Genomic DNA, 21,339 nt, shown 5'->3' with positions numbered 1-21,339 from the left:
GGGCGTGCCTGCTCAACGGGGCGCGAGGATTTCCCCGATTCGTTCGCGCAACGAACTGGGCGCCAGGCCGAGATCCTGGAATGTGCCTCGCGTGCCGTTGACCACGTTGTCCCACTGCATCATGAGCGCCTGGTCGCGCGTCAGCGGCGGGTTGGGCAGCGGCTGCAGCAAAGTCGCCCCGCCGCGCCACAAGGCGAAGGGCACGGGCAGCAGCAGGCGGCGCCGGCCCAGCGCCTCGAGCACCATCTCCACCACCTTGCGGTAGCGATAGATCGTGCCGCCCAGCTCGAACACTTCTTCATCCCCGCCACGCCCGCGGATGATCGCCGCCACGGCCCTGGCCACATCGCGCACCCACACGGGCTGGAGGCGGGTTTCCCCATGGCCGAACAACGGCACGACGGGAGCACGGGTGACGCGCACCAGCGCGGACAGGAATGCGTCGCCACGCCCGAAAATGACGCTCGGGCGGACGATCGTCGCACCGGGGAACGCTTCACGCACGACCTCCTCGCCCTGGGCGCGGGCACGGATGTAGTGCGACGGTGACTGCTTGTCGGACCCGATCCCGGAGACCAGCACGAAACGGCTGGCCCCGCCGTCACGGGCCGCACGGGCCAGCTGCCGGGCGCCCTGGACATGCATCGCCTCGAAAGTGTCCCGGCCGCCGGACTCCACGTACAGGCTGACCGCGTTGACCACGGCCGCAGCACCCGCCACGGCGCGCTCGACACCGGCTTCGTCACGGATATCGGCCTTTTCCAGCTCGATCTCGTGGTTTTCCCGCGCCCAGCCGGGGCGTGCCGGGTGCCGCGCCACGATCCGGACAGGGTAGCCCGACGTCACCAGCGCCCGGGCGATGTTGTCGCCCAGAAAGCCCGTGCCGCCGAAGACACTGATGATTCCCTGGCTCATGGTCGCCCCTTACTTCACGCCCCTCGTTCTTAGTCTAGTCTCAGATCAGGGGGTGTCATCAGCCGCGCTCGGAGGAGGGAAGAGGGCAATGATTTTCAAGCAATTCTACGAAGAGAGCCTGGGTCATGCCTCGTACTTCATCGGCGCCGAGGACACCGGCGAGGCACTGGTGCTGGATGTGCGCCGGGACGTCGACGGCTACTTCGATACCGCGCAACGCCACGGCATGCGCCTCGCGTATGCAGCCGACACCCACCAGCACAACGACTACCTGTCAGGGATCTGCGAACTCCCCGCCCGGGGCGAGGTGCAATTGCTCGCCGGCGGGCGCGCCGAGCTCGCCTACCCGGTGCGCTACATGGACGACGGCGAGCGCCTGCAGATGGGCGAGGTCGAGATCGAGGTGCTGCACACGCCGGGCCACACGCCGGAGCACATCTCACTCCTGGTGTTCGACCGCGCGCGCGGACACGAACCGGCGCTGTTGCTGTCGGGCGGCGCATTGCTGGTGGACGACATCGCGCGGCCGGACCTGCTCGGCGGCGAGGCGGCTGCACGCGAAGGGGCACGGGAATTCTGTCACACGCTGCAGGAGAAGATCCTGCGCCTTCCCGATCACGTGCAGGTCTACCCGACGCACGTCGCCGGCTCCCTGTGCGGCGGCAGCATCGGCAGCATGCTTTCCACGACCATCGGCTACGAGCGGCGCATGAACCGCCAGCTCGCGCAGCTGGCCGATGCCGAGGGCTTCGTCGCCAACTGCCTGGACCTCGGCGATTTGCCCACCGTGCCGCCCTACTGGCGCCGCATGCGCCGGCAGAACATGGAGGGGCCGCCGCTGCTCGGCATGCTGGCGGCCCCGCCCGCGCTGCAGCCTGAAGCATTCGAGCGGCTGGGTCGCGAGGACGGCTACTACATCCTCGACTGCCGCTCGCCCGAGGCCTTCTCCGCGCACATTCCGCGCGCGTTGAACGTGTCCTCCGGTTCCTCCTTCCCCACTTGGGCCGGCACCGTGCTGCCCGACGGGGCGCGCACCCTCCTGGTGGTGGAGCACCCGGAGGAATTGCCGGAACTCTACTGGCAACTGCTGCGCATCGGTTACGACATGCCCAGCGGCTGGCTGGCCGGCGGCATGAAGGCATGGCGCACGCACGGGCGTGACATCGCGGGGCTGCCCCAGTGGACGATCTTCGAATTGTGCCGGGTGATGGCCCGCGATGGCGAGCTGTTCGTGCTCGACGTGCGCCAGCCCGCGGAATGGTCGGCCGGCCACGTGCCGGGGGCCACGCACATCAGTGGCGGCGAGGTGCCGGACCGCCTCGACGAGATCCCGCGAGGCCCGCAGATCGCCGTCATCTGCGGCAGCGGCTATCGGTCCTCGGTCATCGCCAGCCTGTTGCAACGGCGCGGCTACGAAAGCGTGGTCAACGTGCTGGGAGGCATGACGGGATGGGAGAGCGCCGGCCTCGAGACCGAGGCGGCCTGAGACACAGGAGGTGGACATGCGACGCGAAAGTACCCGGCCCGGGCGGCCCCCGCCACGAGATCTGCAGCAGACATCACCCGCAGCGAAGGTCGCCCCGGCCGCATCGGGCAGCCGGCCCGCGACGCTGGCGGAGCGTGCCTTGCTGCAGCGCCTGCACCAGCTTGCCGGCGGGCCGCCGGTCCGGCTGCGCCTCTGGGACGGATTCGCGGTCGGCGCTCCGGCCGCGCGCTTCACGCTGGTGCTGAACGACCGCCGCGCGCTGTACGAATTGCTGCGCCACCCGAACATCGGCTTCGGCGAGCTGTACAGCCGCGGACGGCTCGAGGTGCACGGCGACCTGACCGAGTTGCTCGTCGAACTCTACCGGCACATCGGCCGGATGCGCGGCGCGTGGCCCGGCTGGCTCACCGCCCTGTGGCGCGACCCGCCGCGCAACGGTGCCGGACTCGGTGATGCCCGTCACAACATCCACCGCCACTACGACCTCGGCAACGCGTTCTACCGGCGGTGGCTGGACACCGCGGCCATGCAATACACCTGCGCGTATTTCGAGACCCGCGAGCTCAGTCTCGAGCAGGCCCAGCTCGCCAAGCTCGAGCACGTGTGCCGCAAGCTGCGCCTCCAGCCGGGCCAGCAGGTGATCGAGGCGGGCTGCGGCTGGGGTGGCCTCGCGCGCTACATGGCGAAGCATTACGGCGTGCATGTGCGGGCCTGGAACATCTCGCGCGAGCAGGTCGCCTGGGCCCGCGAGCAGGCGGCGCGCGAAGGCCTCGAGGATCGCGTCGAATACGTCGAGGACGACTACCGCAACATCGAAGGGCGCTGCGACGCCTTCGTCTCGGTCGGCATGCTCGAACATGTCGGCCCGGCGAACTACGGTGCATTGGCCGAGGCCATCGAGCGCACCCTCGCGCCCGGCGGGCTGGGACTGATTCACACGATCGGCCGCAATCGCCCCGCGCCCGTCAACGCCTGGATCGAGAAACGCATCTTCCCCGGCACCCACGTGCCGTCGATCACCGAGCTGATGCGCCTGTTCGAAGAGGGCGGATTCTCCGTGCTCGACGTCGAGAACCTGCGGCTGCACTACGCCGAGACCCTGCGGCACTGGCAGGCGCGCTACCTTGCTGCGCGCGACGCCGTGCGTGCCGACTACGACGACGAGTTCGCCCGCGCCTGGACGCTCTACCTGGCGGGCGCGCGTGCGGCCTTCATCGCCGGCACGCTGCAGCTGTTCCAGGTGGTGTTCGCGCCCGGCGAGAGCAACCGGGTGCCGGCCACGCGGCGGGACCTGTATGCCTCGGCCGCGGTCCCGCTGGATGCGTGACTACGACGCCATCGTGGTCGGCGGCGGGCCGGCCGGCTCGACCATGGGCCGCGCGTTGCGGGACGGCGGCTGGCGCGTGCTGCTGCTCGACAAGGCCGAGTTTCCCCGCGACAAGACCTGCGCCGGATGGGTGACGCCCGCGGTGTTCGACGCCCTGCAGGTGGACCGCGCGGATTACGCGCAGGGGCGCGTGTTGCAGCCGATCCACGGCTTTCGCATCGGCCTGATGGGCGAGCCGGCCTGCGAGAACCGGCACGGCGACGAGCCGGTGAGCTACGGCATCCGGCGCTGCGAGTTCGATCATTACCTCCTGCAGCACAGCGGCGTCGAGACCGCGCTCGGCGAACAGGCCCGCGAGATGGTCCGCGAGGACGGCCGGTGGCATGTCAACGAGCGCTACCGGGCGCCGTGGCTGGTGGGTGCGGGCGGTCATTTCTGCCCCGTGGCGACCCACCTCGGCGACGGGCCGGGCGGCCACGAGCTCGCGGTCACGGCCAAGGAGATCGAGTTCCGCATGAGCCCGTCCGATGCTGCGGCCTGCAAGGTGCGCGGTGAAGTCCCGGAGCTCTGGTTCTGCCGCGATCTCAAGGGCTACGGCTGGGTGTTCCGCAAGGGCGACTACCTCAACATCGGGCTCGGGCGCGAAGACCATCATCGCCTCGCCGAACACCTCGACGAGTTCGTCGCGGCCATGCAGTCGGCGGGACGGATCCCGGCGGACCTGCCGGCACGATTCAAGGGACATGCCTACCTGCTGTACGGCCACGCACGCCGCCCGCTGGCGGGGCCGGGCTGCCTGCTGATCGGCGACGCGGCGGGACTCGCGTACACCCAAAGCGGCGAGGGAATCCGCCCGGCGGTCGAGTCGGCGCTGCTCGCGGCGCGGGCGCTGCTGCGGCATGGCGCAAGGACGAATGGTGCCGACGAAGGCGCGGCCGGCGACTACGAGCGGGCCTTGCGCGCGCACTTCGGCCGGCGCGGCGACCAGCCGCAACGCGCCGTGCCCGAGTGGCTCAAGCACGCGCTGGCGCCAGCATTGATGCGCAATCGCTGGTTCACCCGTCGGGTCGTCACCGAGCGATGGTTCCTGCACGCCGTGCCGGGACAGGCCGCGATCGGGCTTTGAGTTCCACTCCCTGATCCGGCCTCACGAGATCAGCGCAGGAAGAACTCCACGGGCACGATCATCTCAAGGCGATCACGGTCAATGTCGTCGGGCATGGGCGGCAAGGGCTTTGCGCGCTCGATCATCGCCAGGACCTCGTCGTCGAGGGCCGGGTGGTTGCTGGAACTCTGCAGCCGGTACTCGAGCACCGCGCCGCTGCGATCGACCACGAAATACAGCATCGCCCTGCCTTCCTGGCGACGGAGTCGCGCGCGACGCGGGTACTCCTTGTGCCGTTCGAGCCAGGCCAGCACCGTCGCCGCGTAGTCGCGGCTCGAGCCCGGCAGCCCGCCACCGGCCGTGGCATCGCCGCTGCCGGTCTCGTCGGCATCGCGGGTACCGTCCCGGTCTGCAGCGCCGGTCACGGGCGCCGGCTGAGCGGTCAGCGGTCGTTCGGCCGGCGTTTCGGCCGTCGGCTCGGTCACGGGCTGCGGCACCGGGTCGGGTTCCGGCAGGGGCTCCGGCTCAGGCTCAGGCTCAGGCTCGGGCTCAGGCTCAGGCTCAGGCTCAGGCTCAGGCTCCGGTTCGGGTTCGGGCTCCGGGCTTTCCGTCTCCTCTTCCTCCCGGCTCTCGGGGCTGCCCGTCGCGCGCCCCGCCGGGCCGAGCGAGATCTCGATGCCGCCCGTACCGGCCGCCATCGCCTGGCCCGGCGGCGGGGCCGGGCGCCAGAGCATGACCGCCGCCACGGCCAGGTGCAGGCCGAGCGCCACCAGGCAGGCCAGCAGGTAATGACGGCGCCCCAGGCCCATCAGTCTTCCCCCCGGGCCTGCGTCATGAGGGAGACTTTCTCCAGCCCGGCGGCGTGCAGGGCTTCCAGCAACGCCACCACCCGGTTGCCCGGGGTTCCGGCATCGGCCTTGAGTTCGACGCGCAGCGCCGGATCTTCGGCCAGCGCCGCCGCCAGGGCCTCCAGCGCCTCGGCCTCCCGCAGCACTTCGCCTTCCAGGGCCAGCCGCCCGTCGGCGCCGAGCAGCAGGCGCAGCGGCTCGGGCTCGGGACGGGTCTCGCTGGAGGACGCCGGCGCGGCCACTTCGAAAGGCTCGCGGACCGTGAGGGTGCCCGCCAGCATGAAGAAGATCAGCAGCAGGAACACCACGTTGATCAGCGGCAGGATGCGTTCCTCGGTCGGGTCGGGACGGCGCTCGGGGAAATGCATCAGTCCATCGCCTCCCGGTCGTCCTGCCAGGCGGGATCGCGCACCAGCTTGAGCGGTTCGAGCCCGGCGGCCGAGAGCGCATCGAGCACGTCCATCACCGCCTGCAGCGGCGTGTCCCCCGCAGGCTGCAGCCGCACCGCGACATCCGGGTGTTGCGCCAGGTGCCGGTCCGCGGCAGCGATCGCCTCGGCCGCGCTCACCGCCGTATCCTCGAGCAGTATGCCGTCGCGGCTCACGACGAGGACCAGGGCCGGCACATCGCTCGGCGGCGCCGCGGCCCGCGCCGCCGGAGTGTCCATCGTCACGTAGCGCCAGTCGAGGAAGCTCGACGCCAGCATGAAGAACACGAGCAGGATGAACACCACGTCCACCAGTGGCGTCAGGCTGATCACGGCGCGCCGTCGCCCGGCGCCCGCGGCGAACCTAGGCGTGGCGAGTCGCGAGGGAGGCTGCATGAACCGTCCTTCCGGTGTCGTGCGGGAACGTCGCCGGCTGCGCGGCCGGCGCGCCTTCGCCGAGATCCACGGTGAAGGCCTGCGTCACCACGTCGTCCATTTCGTGCGCCAGGTGATCCACGCGCCGCTCCAGCCAGTTCAGCACGGCGACCACGGGAATGGCCACGCACAGGCCGACGGCCGTGGTCAGGAGCGCCTCCCAGATGCCTCCCGACAGGATCGCCGGGTTCACCTGGTTGCCGGCCGCCTCGAGCTGGCGGAAGGCCTCGATCATGCCCAGCACCGTGCCCAGCAGCCCGAGCAGCGGCGCCAGCGAGCCGATGACTTCCAGCGGCCGCAGGCCGCGACGCAGTTCGAACAGCACGTTGCTCCCGTAACGGAGCACTTCCTCGCGGACCACCGGTTCGGCCAGGGCGCGTTGCTGCCCGCGCAAGGCGCGCGCCAGCGCCTGCGACGTCGGGTCGGGGCTGGCCGCCGCCCGCTCGATCGCTTCCTCCGTCCGGCCGGCGCGACACAGGGCGAGCGCTTCCCGCGCCGGCCTCGTCGCGCCGACGCGGCAGCGCCGGAACTGGATCAGCTTGAGCAGCACCAGCGTCAGCGCCAGCACCGACATGCCCAGCAGGATCATGACGACCGGCCCGCCGGTGTCGAAGAACGACGCGATGTCCGCGACGGGACCCTCGGCCTTCGCCACGCGCGGGGAGAGGGCGGCAAGAAAACAGGCTGTAAAAATAACTGATCGCATCACACCAGGCCTTTCTGTCGTTGGCCCCGCCGTCGCAGGGTCGTTAATCATCAAGTGTCGCCATATCATCAGAGCGCCACGCTCAGCGCCACTTTCGCGATGGTCTCCGTGTTCAGCCGCCGGAAATCGTCGTCGAGCGTGCTGAGATCATGATTCACGACCAGGAACAGGTCGTGATGTTCCGCGAAGCTCCAGCGCAGGCGGCCGTTCAGCCCGAGCCGCTCGGAAACGTTGTCATGCTGCGCGGTGAGATTGAGCACCAGGCGCGTGCTGAAGTTGACGTTCAGGTCGGCCTCCGTGACGCGCACGATGAAACGCCCCTCCGGCAGGTCGATGTCGGTGACTTCGTACTCCAGGGCGATGTTGTAGCGCTGGGTGGGCTGCCAGAGGAACTCGAGCTCGTAGTCGCGCCGCTGCCCGGTGAAATAGTCCCCGGCGAGCACCGAGGCTTCGACCGAGAGAGCGCGATCGCGGCTGGTGCCTGCGCTGAGCACGGCGCGGTTATAGCGATAGTCGCCGGCCGGGATGACGATGCCCGGCAGGATCTCGAAAGGTTCGAACAGCCGCTCCCGTTCGAAGCGCAGCTCGGGGAACACGTAATCGCCGGCGCGGTTCTCGACGTACACCTCGGGGTTGTACAGCACGTATTCCAGCCCGCCGTCGAAGCGCTCTCGCACCACCCAGTCGAACTCCGGAATCACGGCGTCGTAGCCGGCCGGGCGCAGCCAGTAGCCAAGCTCGCCGAAGCCCTCGCGGATACCGGTCTGGAAGACGAAACCGAGGGCCGGATCGTAGTCCTCGTCGATGTGGTTGAAACGGGCGTTGGCGGTCGGGCCCGTGTTCGGGTAGTCGACGGCGAAGCCCCAGGCGCCGCCCCCCGGCAATCCCTCGGTGTGGGTGTCCTGCCACCAGGCCTCGGTGTAGAGCGACCTGCCCGTGCCGGCGACATCGCTGTTGCGGTACTGCAGGTCCGCGCCGAGCGTATGCGCGTCACGGTCCGCGCGGGGATCGCCGGCCGTGCCGATGACGCCCGCCGACAGTCCCGGCGCGAGCTCGTAGGCGGCGCGCGCCACGCCCAGCGTCGCCGCGGGCGTGTTCGGGCCTGCAGCCACGCGGGCTCCCAGCGTGCCGAAAGCGAGGCGTCCCTGGCGGCCCGAGAGCTTGCCGCCCACGTCGATATCGACCGGGTTGCCGGCCTCGTCCAGGCCGATGCGGCGGGAGAAGAAGGGCAGCGGCGATTGTCCCAGCCCCGCGAAGCGGAACAGGGCCGTGTCCTGCAGGAAGAACTCGCGCTTCTCGGGAAAGAACAGCGGAAAGCGGGTCAGGTTGACGCGCTGTTCGTCGACCTCGGCTTCGGCGAAATCCGTGTTGATGGTCAACGCGGCCGTGATCGCCGGAGTGACCCGGTAGAACATGTCGATCCCGGGCGAGAGCTCGCTCCGGCTGTCGTCGCCTGCATGGTCGAAGGACTCACGCAGCACGAGGTAGGGCTCCAGCCGCAGCCCGAGGCCGGGCGACGCAACCTGGATGCCGCTCAGCGTCAGCAGCTCGGCCAGCGAGCTGATCGGCGTTTCCCGCAGGTCGCCCGCCAGGCGCACGCGCTCGTTGCTGCGCGCGACCCGCCGTTCCACGTTGACGCCCCACGCCGCCGTGTTCGTGTCGACCGACAGCGTGGTGAACGGGATGGCGATCTCCGCCGTCCAGCCCGCCTCGTGCACGCGCGTCGCGGCGCGCCAGCGGCCGTCCCAGTCGCCGTCCTGCTCCTGGCCTTCGAAGATCATCGCGTCGCTGCGCGCGCCGAGCGGGTTGACGCGAAACAGGTAGCCCTCGCGGCCGCGCCCGTGGGGATCCAGCACGACGGTGACGTGGTCGTCGAAGAACAGCTCGCTGTCGCGCTGCATCTGTCGCGCCACGATCCGGCCCGGCTCGGTGTCGAAGGCCTCGACCGCAACGAAGAGATTCGCATCGTCCCAGGCCAGCCGCACGACCGTGCGCTGGGTGCCGGGCGCCCCGGGGACGGGTTGGCTCTGGCGCAGGTCGTCGAGCGCCGCGGCGCGCTGCCACGCGGCCTCGTCCAGCACGCCGTCGAGGCGCAGGCGCTCGTCAGCGGCGAGGCGCGCGCCCGGCGTCGCGTCCGCCGCGTCCGCTCCAGCCAGCAGCCCCGCCAGCAGCGCCACACACCGTGCGAGGATCTTCATGAACGAATCCTGCCCAGCAACCACAGCCAGGCGCCGATGATAACCAGCGTGAGCGACAGCCAGCTCACCATCGCCCATCGCACGCCCGGCAACAGGTCCGGAAGCCGCTGCACGCCGTCCTCGGTGTAGCCATAGATGGCCGCCTGGTCGACGCCGGCGTACGCGGCCAGCGCGAACAGCCCGGCAGAGGCCGCCAGCGCCGCCGGCATGACGCGCCAGCGGTAGCGCTGGTCGGCGTCCCGGTGGAGGCGCCCGGCGTGCAGCCACGCGCCGGTGAGGATCAGCCCGCACAGCATGACGCCGAACAAAAACCACAGCGACTTGCTCCACAGGCCGGCGAAGTCGCCGAAGTGCAGCGGGTCGGCGGTCTCCGACCACCGCCAGTACAACGGCAGCCGGCCGGCCGACTGGTCGTAGAGCACCTCGCCGGTCTGCATGTCGAGGTGCAGCTGGTTGGCGCGGTCGCGCACCAGCACGTGGCCGGCCTGGCCTTCCAGGTACAGGGCGCCCTCGTGGTAGAAGCCGAAGCCGATCTGGCGGATCGCCAGGTCCGGGCGCGCCGCGCGGGCCTTTTCGAGCAGCGTCGACAGCGGCAGTGCCGGGGCCGATGCGGAGGCCGGCGCAGGGATCTGGAGGACCGCGGAATCCCCGGCGCCGGCATGGCTGAACTTGCCGTCGATCACGTCGACCCGCAGCAATTCGGCCGCGTACCAGACGCTGGTCAGGCCGATCAGCAGCACGAACAGCAGTGACCATAAGCCCGTCGTCCGGTGCAGCCCGCTCCAGTAAGCGTGTCCCCGGCCGCGCGGCATGAACAGGAAGCGGCGCCACCAGCGCCGGTAGAAATACAGCGCCGAGACCATCGACAGCAACAGGAACAGGGCGAACACGGAGACGACGTAGATGCCCGCCGAAGCCATGAAGAACGACATGTGCAGGTTGCGCAGGAAGCGGTGCAGGGTGTACGTGCTGCTGTCCCCGAGGACGGTGGCGCGATACGGGTCGACGTAGACGAAGCGCGACTGGCCGCGCGCGTCCACGATGAGCGCCGTCGCGGCGCTGCGCGCATAGCGGGGCGCTTCGATGCCGAAGATCTCGGCCTCCGGGTGCGCCTCGCGCACGGCCTGCAGCCATTCGTCCCAGCTGCGCTGTTCTGCGCCGGGTTGCACACGCGCCTGCGGCGTGACCAGCCAGTCGAACTCGTGCGCGAACACGGCGAACGTGCCGCTCCAGCAGATGACGAACAGCACCAGGCCGGCCGCCACGCCGGTGCAGCTGTGGACCAGGAAAAACAGTCGCGCCCGCGTCACGGCCGGTAATGAAGCAGGCGCGGCCCGAGAGCCGCGCCTGCGTATACGGCGCCCGAAGGTCCTGCCATCAGAGCGTCATGTCCAGTCGCAGGTAGATGGTGCGCGGCGTGCCGGCGAACGCGATCCCTTCGCCGAAGCCGCTGACGAAATAGTCCTCGTTGAGCAGGTTGCGCACGCCGCCCTGCAGCGCCATCGGTCGCCCGCCGCTCTTGAAGCTGTAGCTCAGCGCGGCATCGACCGTCGTGTAGCTGGGCAGCGGCACGGTGTTGCGGCTGCCGGTGAAACGCTCGCCCTCGTAAAAGACGCCCGCGCCCGCCTCGAGGCGCCCCGAGGCGCGATCGAACAGCGCGTGGTTCACCCAGAGGCTCGCCTCGTGCTCCGGCGTGTTGGGCAGGCGATTGCCCTCGAAGCCGTTGTTGTCTTGCGTGATCTCGTTGTCGAGAAAGGCGTAGCTGGCCGTGATGCTTGTCCGCGGCGAGAGCTGCCCGCCGAGCCCGGCCTCGAAACCGCGCGAGCGGGCCTCGCCGATCTGCTCGTCGAGCAGCGTGTCCGGATTCGTCGTGACCAGGTTCTTCTGCACCAGCTCGTAGACGGAGAACGTCGTCGACAGGGCGCCATCGAGGAAGTCGTGCTTGTAGCCCGCCTCGAACTGCGTGGCTTCCAGCGGGTCGCTGTTGGCCTCGTCGAAACTGAAGGACTGCTCGAAGGAGGAGCTGTAGCTGAGATAGACGGAGGCGGCCGGGGTGAGCTTGTACAGCAGGCCCAGGCGCGGATCGACGTTGTCCGGGTTCTCCTCGAAGCGGAACGGGAAGGCATCCTCGTAGACGTACTCGAGCTCGGTGTAGCGCAGCCCGGCGAGCAGCTTGAGCTGCTCCGTCACCCACACTTCGGCCTGCGTGTAGAAGCCGAAGGTGTCGGTGGTTTGCGTGGCCCGGTCGAAGAACGAGAACGCCGGGTCATCGGTCGGCGGCAGCGAGACGCCCGTGTTCGGCTCCAGGACGTTCACGAAATCGAAATTGGCGATGTTGGCGAAGCCGCGGCCGGCGTGGTCGAACTCGGTGCGGCGGATGTCCGCGCCGAACAACAGTCGCCAGTCGCTGTCGCCCCAGGCGAACTCGTGGACCAGGTTCGTCTCGAACTGCAGGTCGGTGGACTCGTAGCTGCGCAGGCTCACGCTGCGCCGCACGGTATCGTCGTCGGCGACGATCTGTCCGAGGCTGCCGAAGGGACGCAGGGCATAGGAGAAATGATCGGTCAGGTGCCAGGTCAGCGCGCTGTCGATGCGCGTGTTGTCCGAGACCTCGTAGGTGCCGCGCAGCTCCGCGCTGTAATCCTCGGTGAGCTTCGCGTTCTCGCTGCTGCCGAGCTGCGCATCGAGCGGAATCCGCGCATCCGGGCGACCGTCCCGCGTCGGGATGCCGAACAGGAAGCTCTCGTCGTTCTTCAGGTAGCTCAGGTCGAGGTCGAGCCGCAGCCGGTCGTCGGCGCCGAGATACGACAGCGACGGCGCGATGAAGTACTGCTCGCGCTCCGCGGTGTCGACGAAGGTGTCGCCGCCCTCGGCCGAGGCGATGAAGCGATACAGCAGCTGTCCGCCGTCGCCGATCGGCCCGGTGAAGTCGATGCTGCCGAAGCCTTCGCTGCCGGAACTCACGGCGCTGCCGCCGAGCGACAGGGACGCCGCCGCCTCCTGCTGGGGGCGCTTGGTCTGGATGTTGACGAAACCGCCGGGCGCGAGGTCGCCGTAGAGCACCGAGAACGGTCCCTTCAGAACCTCGACGCTCTCGACGTTGGCCAGGCTCAGCGGGCCGGTGGAGCGCCGCTGCACGCCGTTGACCCGGATCAGCAGGGAGTTGAAGCCGCGGATGGAGAACGATTCCTGCACCGACACGTTGGCGGCGTTGGCGCCGGCGCCGACACCCGCGACGTTACGCAGGGCTTCCTCGACGGTACGCGCGTTCTGGTCGCGGATCACCGCCTCGGGAACCACCGCGACGGAGGCGGGCGTTTCGATCAGGGGCGCATCGGTCTTGCTCGCGGAGCTGACCCAGTCCGGCCGGTAGCCGACGTTGCGCGAGGGTCGCCAGCCTTCCACGCGAATCGCATCCACCATCATCGGCCCGGCGGGTGCGGCCGACAACACGACGCTGCCAGGCCCGGTGAAACGGTACGTCACGCCGCTGCCGGCGAGCAGCACGCGCAAGGCGTTCTCGGGCGTGTACTCGCCCTGCAGCGCGGGGGCCTGTTTCCCGGCCACCAGCTCAGGTGCGTAGGACAGGCTGAAGCCCGCCTCGCTGGCCAGGCGGTTCAGCGACTCGCCCAGCGGACCCGCCGGAATCGAGAAGAGTTGCTGGGCGCCGCCCGCGGGCGCCTGGGCCGAGGCCTCCTGGGCGAGGGCCGATCCCGGCGACGCCAGGGTGGTCACCGCGCCGAGCAGCATGGCCGCCACCAGTGCGGCGGAGGACTTGAGGAGCGAGAAAAAATCGTTCGATTGCATGGTTCCGGTATCCAGTAGGTTTCTGAATGCCAATCATTGGCGTTTTCATTGACCATGCCGGACGAAGTCGAAAAAAGGGTCAGCGGGCTGCGACGGTGACCCAGAACGGGGTGCGGCGTTCGATCCGCACGGGCAGCGTTTCGCCGAGCAGCTCGAGGACGCGATCCGTGTCGTCGAGCTGGAACACCCCCGACAGGCGCAGCTCCGCCACCGCCGGGTCGCAGCGCAGGAGGCCGGGCCGGTAACGGGACAGCTCCGCGAGAAAATCCTCCAGGCGCTGGTTGCGGCTGACGAGCTGCCCGCGAGACCAGGCGGGCCCGGTCTCGTCGTGGCCCCTGGACGGGAACACCTGCTGCGCATCGAAGACCAGCGTCCCGCCCGCGTCCAGGCGATGCGCCTGGGCGGCGCCGAGCGGCCGGACCGCGACGGCGTGCTCGAACACGGCGACCCGGGTGCGTCCGTCGTCGAGGTCGCGGACAGTGAAGCGGGTCCCCAGGGCGCGGACCGTGCCATGTCGCGTCTGGACGATGAACGCGCGCTCGTCGCGGGCGCCGTCCGGGTTCGTCGAGACCATGATTTCGCCCTCGACGAGCACCAGCCGCCGCTCCCCGGCGGAAAACTCGAGGCGCACGGCCGACGCCGTGTTCAACGCCAGCCGGCTGCCGTCGGGCAGTGTCACGTCGTGGCGCTCGCCGGTGGCCGTCCGGTAATCGGCCGTCAACCGGGGCGCGTGCAGCCAGGCCGCATAACCGGCCGGGGCCGCGAAGGCCAGGACCGCGAGCGACTTCAGCACCGCGCGACGATCCCTGCGATGGCGCCCGAGCACCTCCGCGCCGATCTCGGCCGGCACCCCGTCGAACATGCGCTGCAGCTCGAGGGCGGCCTGCCATGCTTTCTCGTGCGCTTCGCTGTGCCGGCGCCAGGCTTCCAGCTCGGCCGCCTCGCGGTCGTCCAGGGATCGCTGCTGCGCCAGCGCGAGCCACGACGCGGCCTCGTCGAGGATCGTGTCGGATCCCGACGCGAGCTTCAGAGCAGCGCCGCGAGGCATTGCCTGTAAGCCTGTTGCATGTAGCGCTTGACGGTGCGTTCCGAAACGCCCATCTGCCGGGCGATGCAGGCATAGCGAAGCCCGTCGAGCTGTGACATGAGGAACGCTTTCCGTACCGGGGTGGACAGCCGGTCGAGCAACAGGTCCATCCGGTCCAGGGTCTCGAGCAGGATCTCGCGCTCCTCGGCCGACATCGCTTCGGCGTCCGGCTGCGTGGCGAGCGCGGCGAGAAAAGCACGCTCCAGGTCACGCCGGCGCAGGTGATCCACCAGGAGCCCGCCGGCGATCACCCGCAGGAAAGCCCGCGGCTGGCGCAGCGGCGCCCGGCGCAGCTCCTCGCGGCGCGCGATGACGCGCAGGAAGGTGTCCTGGGTGAGATCGGCGGCCACGTCCGGACAGCCGAGACGCGACTGCAACCAGCCGCTCAGCCAGCCATGGTGATCGACATAGGCCCGCTCGATGGCAGCATGTCCGTCTTGCAGGGAGTCCACGCGGGTATTCATGGGAGGCGATGTCAACACAAACAAGAATCATTTGCATCTTATCGCGGTTCCCGGCGGCTGTCGACAGGTCAACGGCGGGTCGGGCGGCGGTTTATAGTGTGCATGCGTCGCCAGTGAACGAGCCCTTCCGCCATGACAACCCTGCCCGCCGAAGAATCCGCCTGGGAGTACCCGCGTCCGCCGCGGATCGAGCGAATCGACTGGCCGCTCAAGGTCGAAGATGGAGGCATGATCCTGGCCGCCACCACTGACGGACTGCGGGTGCTCGAGACCTCCCATCCGCCGTGCTATTACTTCCCGCCGGGGGACGTCGACTTTTCCCGGCTCGAGCCCAGCGCCACGCGCACCTTCTGCGAGTGGAAAGGATGGGCGCGCTACTGGCACCTGCGCACCGAGGCCGGGCTCGTCGAAGACGTCTGCTGGGCGTATCCGGAGCCGACCGACGAGCGCATCCGCGATCACGTGTCCTTCTACGCCGGCCGGGTCGAGGCCTGCTACGTGGCCGGCGAACGCGTGCAGCCCCAGGACGGCGACTTCTACGGCGGCTGGATCACCTCCTGGGTGAAGGGGCCGTTCAAGGGCGGGCCCGGCACCCGTGGCTGGTAGGGCGCGATGACGACGCCGAAGATCGCCGTGGTGCTCGGCGCGAGCGGCTACATGGGCTCCAACCTGGCGCCGGCCTTGAGCGAGGCCGGCTGGCACGTGCGCGCGGTGGCGCGAAACAAGGCCGTGCTCGAAGCCCGCGAGTGGCCGGGCGTCGAATGCTGGTCGGCGGACGTCCTCGAGCCCGAGACGCTCGCGCCGGTGCTCGAGGGCGCGGACGTCGTCTACTACCTCGTGCACATGATGTGGACCGGCGGCGATTTCGTCCCGGTCGAGCGCCGCGCCGCCGAGAACGCGCGCAAGGCCTGCGAGGCCGCAGGCGTGCGCCGCATCGTCTACCTCGGCGGCATCATGCCGAAGGAAAAGCGGTCGCGGCACATGGAGGGCCGGATGGTCGTCGGCGATGCGCTTCGCGAAGGCCCGATCCAGGTGATCGAGCTGCAGGCGGCGATGATCGTCGGACCCGGCTCGGCGGCCTTCGAAGTCATCCGCGACCTCGTCAACCACCTGCCCTTCATGATCACCCCGAAGTGGGTGCGCCGCCGCTCCACGCCGATCGCGCTCGAGAACGTGCTCACCTACACGATCGCGGCCGCGGACCTGCCCTTCGAAGGCGACCGCATCCTGGAGATCGCCGGGCCCGAAGTCCTCACCTACCAGGAGATCATGGACATCTACGGCGAGTTCGTGGGCAAGAAGCCGCTCGTGCTTCCCGTGCCCGTGCTCACGCCGAGACTCTCCAGCTACTGGCTGTATTTCGTCACCTCCGTGCCGCCGACCACCGCCATGTCGCTGGTCGAGGGCATGGCGCACGACTACGTCGGCGAAGACGCGGAGATGCGCAAGCTCGTGCCGCAGCACCTGCTCACCCTGCGCGAATCCATCGCCGTCACGCTGGAGGCGGAGAAGACCCGCCAGACGCCCGCGCGCTGGGTCGAGGGCTCCATCGCCTGCCGCGACTGGAACCCGCAGTACTCCTTCTATGCCAAGAAGTTCTGCGGCCAGCAGGAAACCACCGCGTCGCGCGAGTCGCTGTTCAAGGTGCTGCAGCAATTCGGCCGCGACGGCGATTTCTTTTCGTACCGCCCGCTGTGGTGGCTGCGCCGCGCCTTCGACTGGCTGATCGGCGGCCCGAGCTTCCGCACCGGGCGGCGCGATCCCGAGACCCTGCGCATGGGCGACGTGGTGGACGGCTGGCGCGTCCTCGGCATCAAGCCGAACGAGCGGTTGACGCTGTCGATGCTGATGCGCGCGCCCGGCTCGGGCCTGCAGGAGTTCAACATCCGCGAGAAAGGCGACCGGCGCGTGGTGGAGCTCTGTTCCTACTGGCACCCCGCCGGGTTCTGGGGCCTGTCGTACTGGTACGGCCACCTGCCGCTGTACAGCCCGCTGGTCAACGGCGCCGTGGCGGAGATCGCGCGGCGGGCGGAAGCGCTGGAGGAGGCCGAGCGAGCGGCGGCTACGAACTAGCCGGTGCTGCTTCAGGCAGGGACGGATACCGGCACGATCTCTAGCCCGTCGATGCCTGCGAAGTCGGCTGGATTACACGTGTAGACGGATCTCGTTGGCCGACATTACAGCGAGGAATCCAGGAGACTTTCGAGGTCCGCACGCAGGTGCTCCGGATCGACCGCCGGCAGCCCGCGCCAACGACTCAGCAGGGTCTCTACCGGTACGGGTCGTCGCGGCAGCGGCCGCAGCTCCGCCACGGGCCGGCCATCGCGCGTCACCGTCAGCACTTCGCCGCGCTCGACTCGTTCAAGCACTTTGCCGCCTTGGTCGCGCAAGTCCCTTATGGTCACCTCGGTCATGCCCACGAATGTATCGCCGGTGAGACATTCGCCGCAATCATTCACCCGCCCGACCCGGCACGCTCGTCCAGCAACCGCACCATGGCCCCGTAATCCGGCGGCTTGCCGTCCCAATGGTGGCGAAACGTTTCCGCGGAAACGCCGGGTCCAGACGTTTCCGCGGAAACGTCGTTGCGATGCTGGCCGGCGGCGCACACCGCCTGCGGATCGCCCGTCAGCACCAGCGGCCGCGGCACCTCGGGAATGCGCTCGCCGTCCGGACGCGTGAACACCAGCGCGCCGTCGTCGGTGACGCGCAGCCCGTAGCCGCCCTCGTGCAACAGCCGGTGATGCCCACTGCAGAGTTCCACCAGGTTGGACAGCTTCGTCTCGCCGCCGTCGGCCCAGTGGCGCACGTGATGCGCGTCCACGTGGCGGGTGTGCGTGCAGCCCGGGAAGCGGCAGCCGCGGTCGCGCAGGCGTAACGCCCGCCGGATCGACGGCGGCACGGCCCGCGTCTTGCGCCCCACGGACAGGATCTCCTCGCCGTCGTGCAGCACCGGCACCAGCCCGGCCTCGCAACCCAGCCGGCGGATGGTCTCCTCGGCCAGGGCCGGTGCGTCCGGATCCGCCACCGGCCCGTCCGCATCGCGCCTGAAATCGAGGTGCACATGCACCTGGTACTTCTCCGCCAGCGAGCGCGGCCGGCCGTCGGGCTCGAGGTACGACTCCGCGACACGCACCAGCGCGTCGGCCCGGCGCGCGTGCCGCGTTTCCGCGGAAACGTTCTCGTCGGGATGGGCGGGTGGATCCTCCCAGGGCGAGGGCAGCGATTCCGGGGTGATGTCGTCTTCCCGGTCGTGGCCCTCGAGCGACGCCTTCGCCGCCTCGACGGCCTGCAACACCACCGCCGCCTGCTCGGCCGGCAGGCGAATGCGAAACGACACCATGCCGTCATCCTCCTCCCACGAAGAGAAGGAGCGGTCACGGTGCTGGCCCATGGCCGCGGCGTTCTCGCCGTAACGGCGATACAGGCGGGCGAACCGTTCCATCTGCGAGGCCGTGGAATGCTGCGCCCACATGAGCAGGGTCGCCTCGTTCTCCGGCGTCGCGATGCGGCTGATCGCGCGCACCTGGGCGAAGGAGAGATGCCCGGCGCGGAAGGCCTCGCGGATGAGTGGCAGCTCGGGCAATGCGCGCGCGACGCGGAACCGTTCCCGCGCGGCGCCGAGCGAATAGCCGCAGCGCCAGTGCAGCCAGTGCGCCGCCGTCGGCCAGCCGTTCCAGCCGCTGAGCTCGTCGAACTCCCGCAGCATCTCGATGAGCCGGAAAGTGGCGGCGTTGATCTGGGCGGCCAGCAACGCGATCTCGCCCTCGAGCTCGGCCGCGCGGGACTGGCGGGCGAAGCCCTCGGGGTTCAGTTTGCGGATGTCCTCGTGGAGCATTCCGGGTCTCCAGGTAACTGTTCAAACATACAGTATTATTACCCGGAAGCCATTGAATCGCAATCGGTTTTTTCTATCGATGCCGGCGAGAAAGTGCTGGTTTTTTCAGATGCTCACGACAGCGGTCTTACCCGCTTGCCAAACTTTGCCTTGAGCTTCCGGTCGGCGCTGACGAGAGGCACATCCAGGTAGTCCGCCAGCGCGACAAATTCGCAATCGTAGGCCGAGCAACCCGAGCTCGCGGCCAATGCGAGCACCGATTCGGAATCCACCGCGAACTCCAGTGGCGCCAGCAGCCGTTCGGCTTGTTCCTGGATGGCCTGGGCAATCGGCAGTTCGATGCGCCCCAGGCGAATGAGCGTCGCAAGCACGTTACGAAACTCGCTGCGCCACAACAGCGGCGCCGCCCACTCCGCGTCCCGGCGATGCAAAGCCTCCGCCGCCTTCGTGCGGTCACCCGGCAAGAGGAGATAAGCAATCACGTTGGTGTCGACGACGATCACCGCCGCCCCTGGTCGATCGCCGCCTCGATGTCATCGAGCGTCAGCGGCGGGCCCGTGTAGCGCTCCCGCAGGCGACGCGCCTGTTGCAGCGATTCCTCGACGTCTACGGGATGGGGCGCCAGCGCCTGCTCCAGCCGGGCAATGATCTCGCTGTTGAGGCTGCGGTGATGCCGGTCGGCGGCCATCCGGATTCGCCGGTACAGGGGTTCGGGGATATTCTTCAAAGTGATGGACGTGCTCATGAGGGGCGGTCCTGGGCAAAACCGAAATGGTGCCAATATGGTATCCGTTTCGATTCCGCTGCCCAAGTCTCGGCAGAATGCACGATCACCGGGCCTGGCGCAGCGGAAAAAAACTGGTGAGGGCGCACAGAAATGACGACACTCGCAGAACTGACATCCGCCACCAGGTGGACGGAAATCAAGGCCGCGCTGGCGTGGCTTTACCCCGACGAACGCCCGCGACTGGATGAATATCGTCGTGTCCTGCGGGAGCTTCGCACGTTGCGGCCTGAAGCAAGTTCCATGCGGATCGCGATCGAGTGCGCACCACGCCTGGAACCTGACGAGGAACCGGCCCTCGAGGTGATCGGGCGAAATGGCGCGTGCAACCGCGACCTGGAGGAGTTCGCCCACTGGGACGAGCGCGCCCGAGCCGAGCACGGCGCCGAGCAGACCAGATGGTCCCTGTCGTTTCACCCCTGGCACGCGTGGCTTGGCATGACCATCGAGCCGGCCACCCTCGACGCTCATTCGCCGGCACATGTGGTAGCGCACTGCCTGTACGACATGACGTTTCACGGCTTCTGCGAGGCGAGCGTCCAGGACACCCACCAGGAGTTGCTCCGCAGGGTCGCGGAGGTTGACGCCATGTCGGAGGAAGAGAAGGCCGAGAAACTTATCCCGTTCGAACAGGTCATGGCGGAACTTCGAAAAGGGATGGAGGACTGAGGCGGGTTGCCTCTACTGGCCCGATCTCGACGTCGATCTCGGCCTCGAGACTATCCGGCGCCCGGAGCGCCGCGAGTAAGCCAATTTGGCAAATTTATTCGGCAGCCTAATTTCTCGCTTAGACCCATAGATTCGGGGTATTCGTCCAGGATCGCGGTTCGTTATAAACTTCGGCCCATGAGTACTGATCCTTTGAGCAAGTTACGTTCCGATGCGCTTTCGCTTCCTGAGGCGGATCGCGCTGAACTTGCGCGCACCTTGGTCAAGAGCCTGGATTCGCCGGCCGATCCCGATGCAGGCGAGGCTTGGGAGCGGGAGATCGCACGCCGCCTCGCCGAGATCGACGCGGGTACGGCGAAGCTGTTGGATCGCAGTGAGTTCAACAGGCTAATGCAGGCGCGTATTCCGGCGGGGCCAAGAGGCTGATTCTCAGGCGCTTTCCGTATGACGTCGTTGTGCGAGAGCAATACGACGAGATTCTGGTTGTCGCGGTGGCGCACCAATCTCGACGCCCAGGCTATTGGCGTGATCGTAATTAGCAATGGTTGAGGTGACCCAGGTCTCGCCGCACGGCGTCTGGCTGCTGGTGCGCGGCGAAGAGCTGTTCATGCCCTTCGATGACTTTCCGTGGTTCCGGGGGGCGTCGGCGGATGCGGTGTCACGTATCGAGGAGCCTGTGGCGGGGCACCTCTACTGGCCGGACCTGGATGTCGATCTCGGCCTGGAGACCATCCGGCACCCCGAGCGCTTCCCGCTCAAGAGCGATGCCTAAAACCCCTTCCGCGCCACCTTCTCGTGGGTCTCGTTGACGAGCATCAGGGCCGCCGAGCCGTAGTAGGCGTGGTACTCGGCGATCATCTCGCCGTGGATGATGACCGGGTCGGTGGCGACGAGCGTCGCGGCCTCTTCCAGGTCGTCGACCGCCAGGATGAACAGGCCGCGCCAGCCGTCCACGCCGTCGAGCGGGCCTGCTAAAGCTAACTTCCCTTCCGCCGCGAGCCGCTTCATGTTGGCGAAGTGGCCGCGGAACATCTCGTCGCGCGCCGCGCCGGCGGGCACCGGCGTTGGGCCGGTCTTCAGGATCACTAGCACGTACTGGCGCATGCCGTACTCATCCGCGCCGAGCGCGTCGGCGAGCGCCTCGTCGAAGGTCGGGCTCATCGGGGCGGCAGCATCCTGGGCGAGGGCACCGCCGCCCAGCAGCAGCAATGCGGCGAGGGCCGCGGGTCGGATTGCTTTCATG

General features: G+C 68.7%; 23 protein-coding genes. 8 read left to right on the top strand and 15 right to left on the bottom strand.

Going from position 1 to position 21,339, the window contains the following annotated elements; translation table 11 throughout:
• Positions 1–12: 12 nt before the first annotated feature.
• Positions 13–915 (bottom strand): complex I NDUFA9 subunit family protein, encoded by a 903-nt coding sequence (locus G6032_RS06740; RefSeq protein ID WP_165281374.1) that lies wholly within the window; start codon positions 913–915, stop codon positions 13–15.
• 88 nt (positions 916–1,003) lie between these two features.
• Here G6032_RS06740 and G6032_RS06735 point away from each other — a divergent pair, with 88 nt between their 5' ends.
• Genes G6032_RS06735 through G6032_RS06725 form a run of 3 tightly spaced genes read left to right on the top strand, consistent with a single transcriptional unit; the run spans position 1,004 to position 4,854 of the window.
• Entirely contained in the window at positions 1,004–2,401 is a 1,398-nt protein-coding gene (locus tag G6032_RS06735; RefSeq protein WP_165281373.1) for an MBL fold metallo-hydrolase, read from the top strand.
• A gap of 16 nt (positions 2,402–2,417) precedes the next feature.
• Positions 2,418–3,728, top strand: a complete 1,311-nt coding sequence (locus G6032_RS06730; protein ID WP_165281372.1) for a cyclopropane-fatty-acyl-phospholipid synthase family protein — start codon at positions 2,418–2,420, stop codon at positions 3,726–3,728.
• Entirely contained in the window at positions 3,721–4,854 is a 1,134-nt protein-coding gene (locus tag G6032_RS06725; RefSeq protein WP_165281371.1) for an NAD(P)/FAD-dependent oxidoreductase, read from the top strand. The genes G6032_RS06730 and G6032_RS06725 overlap by 8 nt, the downstream gene beginning before the upstream one ends.
• 29 nt (positions 4,855–4,883) lie before the next feature.
• Here the strand turns inward: G6032_RS06725 and G6032_RS06720 are convergent, their stop codons facing one another.
• The 9 genes from G6032_RS06720 to G6032_RS06680 form a co-directional block, all read right to left on the bottom strand.
• The gene (locus G6032_RS06720) at positions 4,884–5,642 is read right to left on the bottom strand and encodes an energy transducer TonB (protein WP_165281370.1); all 759 of its coding nucleotides are present in this window, start codon (positions 5,640–5,642) and stop codon (positions 4,884–4,886) included.
• Complete coding sequence (locus G6032_RS06715; protein ID WP_165281369.1) at positions 5,642–6,049, bottom strand: biopolymer transporter ExbD; 408 nt, start codon at positions 6,047–6,049, stop codon at positions 5,642–5,644. The genes G6032_RS06720 and G6032_RS06715 overlap by 1 nt, the downstream gene beginning before the upstream one ends.
• A complete protein-coding gene (locus tag G6032_RS06710; RefSeq protein WP_165281368.1) occupies positions 6,049–6,504 on the bottom strand; it encodes a biopolymer transporter ExbD in 456 nt (151 codons plus the stop codon). Before G6032_RS06710 ends, G6032_RS06715 begins: the two co-directional genes overlap by 1 nt.
• Positions 6,473–7,132 carry a MotA/TolQ/ExbB proton channel family protein gene (locus G6032_RS06705; RefSeq protein ID WP_240902067.1) on the bottom strand — a complete coding sequence of 220 codons (660 nt, stop codon included), beginning with the start codon at positions 7,130–7,132 and terminating at the stop codon, positions 6,473–6,475. Before G6032_RS06705 ends, G6032_RS06710 begins: the two co-directional genes overlap by 32 nt.
• 185 nt (positions 7,133–7,317) lie before the next feature.
• Positions 7,318–9,447 carry a carbohydrate binding family 9 domain-containing protein gene (locus G6032_RS06700; RefSeq protein WP_165281366.1) on the bottom strand — a complete coding sequence of 710 codons (2,130 nt, stop codon included), beginning with the start codon at positions 9,445–9,447 and terminating at the stop codon, positions 7,318–7,320.
• On the bottom strand, positions 9,444–10,757 hold the full coding sequence (locus G6032_RS06695; RefSeq protein ID WP_165281365.1) for a PepSY-associated TM helix domain-containing protein: 1,314 nt from the start codon (positions 10,755–10,757) through the stop codon (positions 9,444–9,446). The genes G6032_RS06700 and G6032_RS06695 overlap by 4 nt, the downstream gene beginning before the upstream one ends.
• 67 nt (positions 10,758–10,824) lie before the next feature.
• Positions 10,825–13,254 (bottom strand): TonB-dependent receptor, encoded by a 2,430-nt coding sequence (locus tag G6032_RS06690; protein WP_165281364.1) that lies wholly within the window; start codon positions 13,252–13,254, stop codon positions 10,825–10,827.
• 79 nt (positions 13,255–13,333) lie between these two features.
• On the bottom strand, positions 13,334–14,302 hold the full coding sequence (locus tag G6032_RS06685; protein ID WP_165281363.1) for a FecR domain-containing protein: 969 nt from the start codon (positions 14,300–14,302) through the stop codon (positions 13,334–13,336).
• The gene (locus G6032_RS06680) at positions 14,281–14,793 is read right to left on the bottom strand and encodes a sigma-70 family RNA polymerase sigma factor (protein WP_346763772.1); all 513 of its coding nucleotides are present in this window, start codon (positions 14,791–14,793) and stop codon (positions 14,281–14,283) included. The genes G6032_RS06685 and G6032_RS06680 overlap by 22 nt, the downstream gene beginning before the upstream one ends.
• A gap of 144 nt (positions 14,794–14,937) precedes the next feature.
• Between G6032_RS06680 and G6032_RS06675 the strand changes: the two genes are divergently transcribed.
• The gene (locus tag G6032_RS06675) at positions 14,938–15,411 is read left to right on the top strand and encodes a DUF427 domain-containing protein (RefSeq protein WP_165281361.1); all 474 of its coding nucleotides are present in this window, start codon (positions 14,938–14,940) and stop codon (positions 15,409–15,411) included.
• Positions 15,412–15,417: 6 nt separating this feature from the next.
• Positions 15,418–16,878 (top strand): DUF2867 domain-containing protein, encoded by a 1,461-nt coding sequence (locus G6032_RS06670; protein ID WP_165281360.1) that lies wholly within the window; start codon positions 15,418–15,420, stop codon positions 16,876–16,878.
• Between the two features lie 104 nt (positions 16,879–16,982).
• Here G6032_RS06670 and G6032_RS06665 read toward each other — a convergent pair whose 3' ends face one another.
• From G6032_RS06665 to G6032_RS06650, 4 genes are all read right to left on the bottom strand, one after another.
• Positions 16,983–17,219 carry a type II toxin-antitoxin system prevent-host-death family antitoxin gene (locus G6032_RS06665; protein WP_240902042.1) on the bottom strand — a complete coding sequence of 79 codons (237 nt, stop codon included), beginning with the start codon at positions 17,217–17,219 and terminating at the stop codon, positions 16,983–16,985.
• Positions 17,220–17,260: 41 nt separating this feature from the next.
• Complete coding sequence (locus tag G6032_RS06660) at positions 17,261–18,643, bottom strand: HNH endonuclease signature motif containing protein (protein WP_165281359.1); 1,383 nt, start codon at positions 18,641–18,643, stop codon at positions 17,261–17,263.
• 113 nt (positions 18,644–18,756) lie between these two features.
• A complete protein-coding gene (locus G6032_RS06655; RefSeq protein WP_165281358.1) occupies positions 18,757–19,146 on the bottom strand; it encodes a type II toxin-antitoxin system VapC family toxin in 390 nt (129 codons plus the stop codon).
• Complete coding sequence (locus G6032_RS06650) at positions 19,143–19,388, bottom strand: Arc family DNA-binding protein (RefSeq protein WP_165281357.1); 246 nt, start codon at positions 19,386–19,388, stop codon at positions 19,143–19,145. Before G6032_RS06650 ends, G6032_RS06655 begins: the two co-directional genes overlap by 4 nt.
• Positions 19,389–19,520: 132 nt before the next feature.
• Here G6032_RS06650 and G6032_RS06645 point away from each other — a divergent pair, with 132 nt between their 5' ends.
• The 3 genes from G6032_RS06645 to G6032_RS06635 all read left to right on the top strand — a co-directional run bounded on the left by G6032_RS06645 (position 19,521) and on the right by G6032_RS06635 (position 20,868).
• Positions 19,521–20,096, top strand: coding sequence for a DUF6557 family protein (locus G6032_RS06645; RefSeq protein ID WP_165281356.1), 576 nt, complete (start codon positions 19,521–19,523; stop codon positions 20,094–20,096).
• A gap of 192 nt (positions 20,097–20,288) precedes the next feature.
• Positions 20,289–20,522 (top strand): addiction module protein, encoded by a 234-nt coding sequence (locus G6032_RS06640; RefSeq protein WP_240902041.1) that lies wholly within the window; start codon positions 20,289–20,291, stop codon positions 20,520–20,522.
• Between the two features lie 115 nt (positions 20,523–20,637).
• Positions 20,638–20,868, top strand: a complete 231-nt coding sequence (locus tag G6032_RS06635) for a DUF2442 domain-containing protein (RefSeq protein WP_165281354.1) — start codon at positions 20,638–20,640, stop codon at positions 20,866–20,868.
• Here G6032_RS06635 and G6032_RS06630 read toward each other — a convergent pair.
• Complete coding sequence (locus G6032_RS06630; RefSeq protein ID WP_165281353.1) at positions 20,865–21,338, bottom strand: YciI family protein; 474 nt, start codon at positions 21,336–21,338, stop codon at positions 20,865–20,867. The genes G6032_RS06635 and G6032_RS06630 overlap by 4 nt on opposite strands.
• Between the last annotated feature and the right edge of the window lies 1 nt (position 21,339).

It is taken from the genome of Wenzhouxiangella sp. XN24 (genome assembly GCF_011064545.1).
Taxonomy (GTDB): domain Bacteria; phylum Pseudomonadota; class Gammaproteobacteria; order Steroidobacterales; family XN24; genus XN24.
This window is presented reverse-complemented; position numbering and strand designations above follow the sequence as displayed.

Coding starts and splice junctions, on each gene's coding strand:
- G6032_RS06740 (WP_165281374.1), bottom strand. CDS start 915: ATGAGCCAGGGAATCATCAGTGTCTTCGGCGGCACGGGCTTTCTGGGC.
- G6032_RS06735 (WP_165281373.1), top strand. CDS start 1,004: ATGATTTTCAAGCAATTCTACGAAGAGAGCCTGGGTCATGCCTCGTAC.
- G6032_RS06730 (WP_165281372.1), top strand. CDS start 2,418: ATGCGACGCGAAAGTACCCGGCCCGGGCGGCCCCCGCCACGAGATCTG.
- G6032_RS06725 (WP_165281371.1), top strand. CDS start 3,721: ATGCGTGACTACGACGCCATCGTGGTCGGCGGCGGGCCGGCCGGCTCG.
- G6032_RS06720 (WP_165281370.1), bottom strand. CDS start 5,642: ATGGGCCTGGGGCGCCGTCATTACCTGCTGGCCTGCCTGGTGGCGCTC.
- G6032_RS06715 (WP_165281369.1), bottom strand. CDS start 6,049: ATGCATTTCCCCGAGCGCCGTCCCGACCCGACCGAGGAACGCATCCTG.
- G6032_RS06710 (WP_165281368.1), bottom strand. CDS start 6,504: ATGCAGCCTCCCTCGCGACTCGCCACGCCTAGGTTCGCCGCGGGCGCC.
- G6032_RS06705 (WP_240902067.1), bottom strand. CDS start 7,132: ATGATCCTGCTGGGCATGTCGGTGCTGGCGCTGACGCTGGTGCTGCTC.
- G6032_RS06700 (WP_165281366.1), bottom strand. CDS start 9,447: ATGAAGATCCTCGCACGGTGTGTGGCGCTGCTGGCGGGGCTGCTGGCT.
- G6032_RS06690 (WP_165281364.1), bottom strand. CDS start 13,254: ATGCAATCGAACGATTTTTTCTCGCTCCTCAAGTCCTCCGCCGCACTG.
- G6032_RS06685 (WP_165281363.1), bottom strand. CDS start 14,302: ATGCCTCGCGGCGCTGCTCTGAAGCTCGCGTCGGGATCCGACACGATC.
- G6032_RS06675 (WP_165281361.1), top strand. CDS start 14,938: ATGACAACCCTGCCCGCCGAAGAATCCGCCTGGGAGTACCCGCGTCCG.
- G6032_RS06670 (WP_165281360.1), top strand. CDS start 15,418: ATGACGACGCCGAAGATCGCCGTGGTGCTCGGCGCGAGCGGCTACATG.
- G6032_RS06665 (WP_240902042.1), bottom strand. CDS start 17,219: ATGACCGAGGTGACCATAAGGGACTTGCGCGACCAAGGCGGCAAAGTG.
- G6032_RS06660 (WP_165281359.1), bottom strand. CDS start 18,643: ATGCTCCACGAGGACATCCGCAAACTGAACCCCGAGGGCTTCGCCCGC.
- G6032_RS06650 (WP_165281357.1), bottom strand. CDS start 19,388: ATGAGCACGTCCATCACTTTGAAGAATATCCCCGAACCCCTGTACCGG.
- G6032_RS06645 (WP_165281356.1), top strand. CDS start 19,521: ATGACGACACTCGCAGAACTGACATCCGCCACCAGGTGGACGGAAATC.
- G6032_RS06635 (WP_165281354.1), top strand. CDS start 20,638: ATGGTTGAGGTGACCCAGGTCTCGCCGCACGGCGTCTGGCTGCTGGTG.
- G6032_RS06630 (WP_165281353.1), bottom strand. CDS start 21,338: ATGAAAGCAATCCGACCCGCGGCCCTCGCCGCATTGCTGCTGCTGGGC.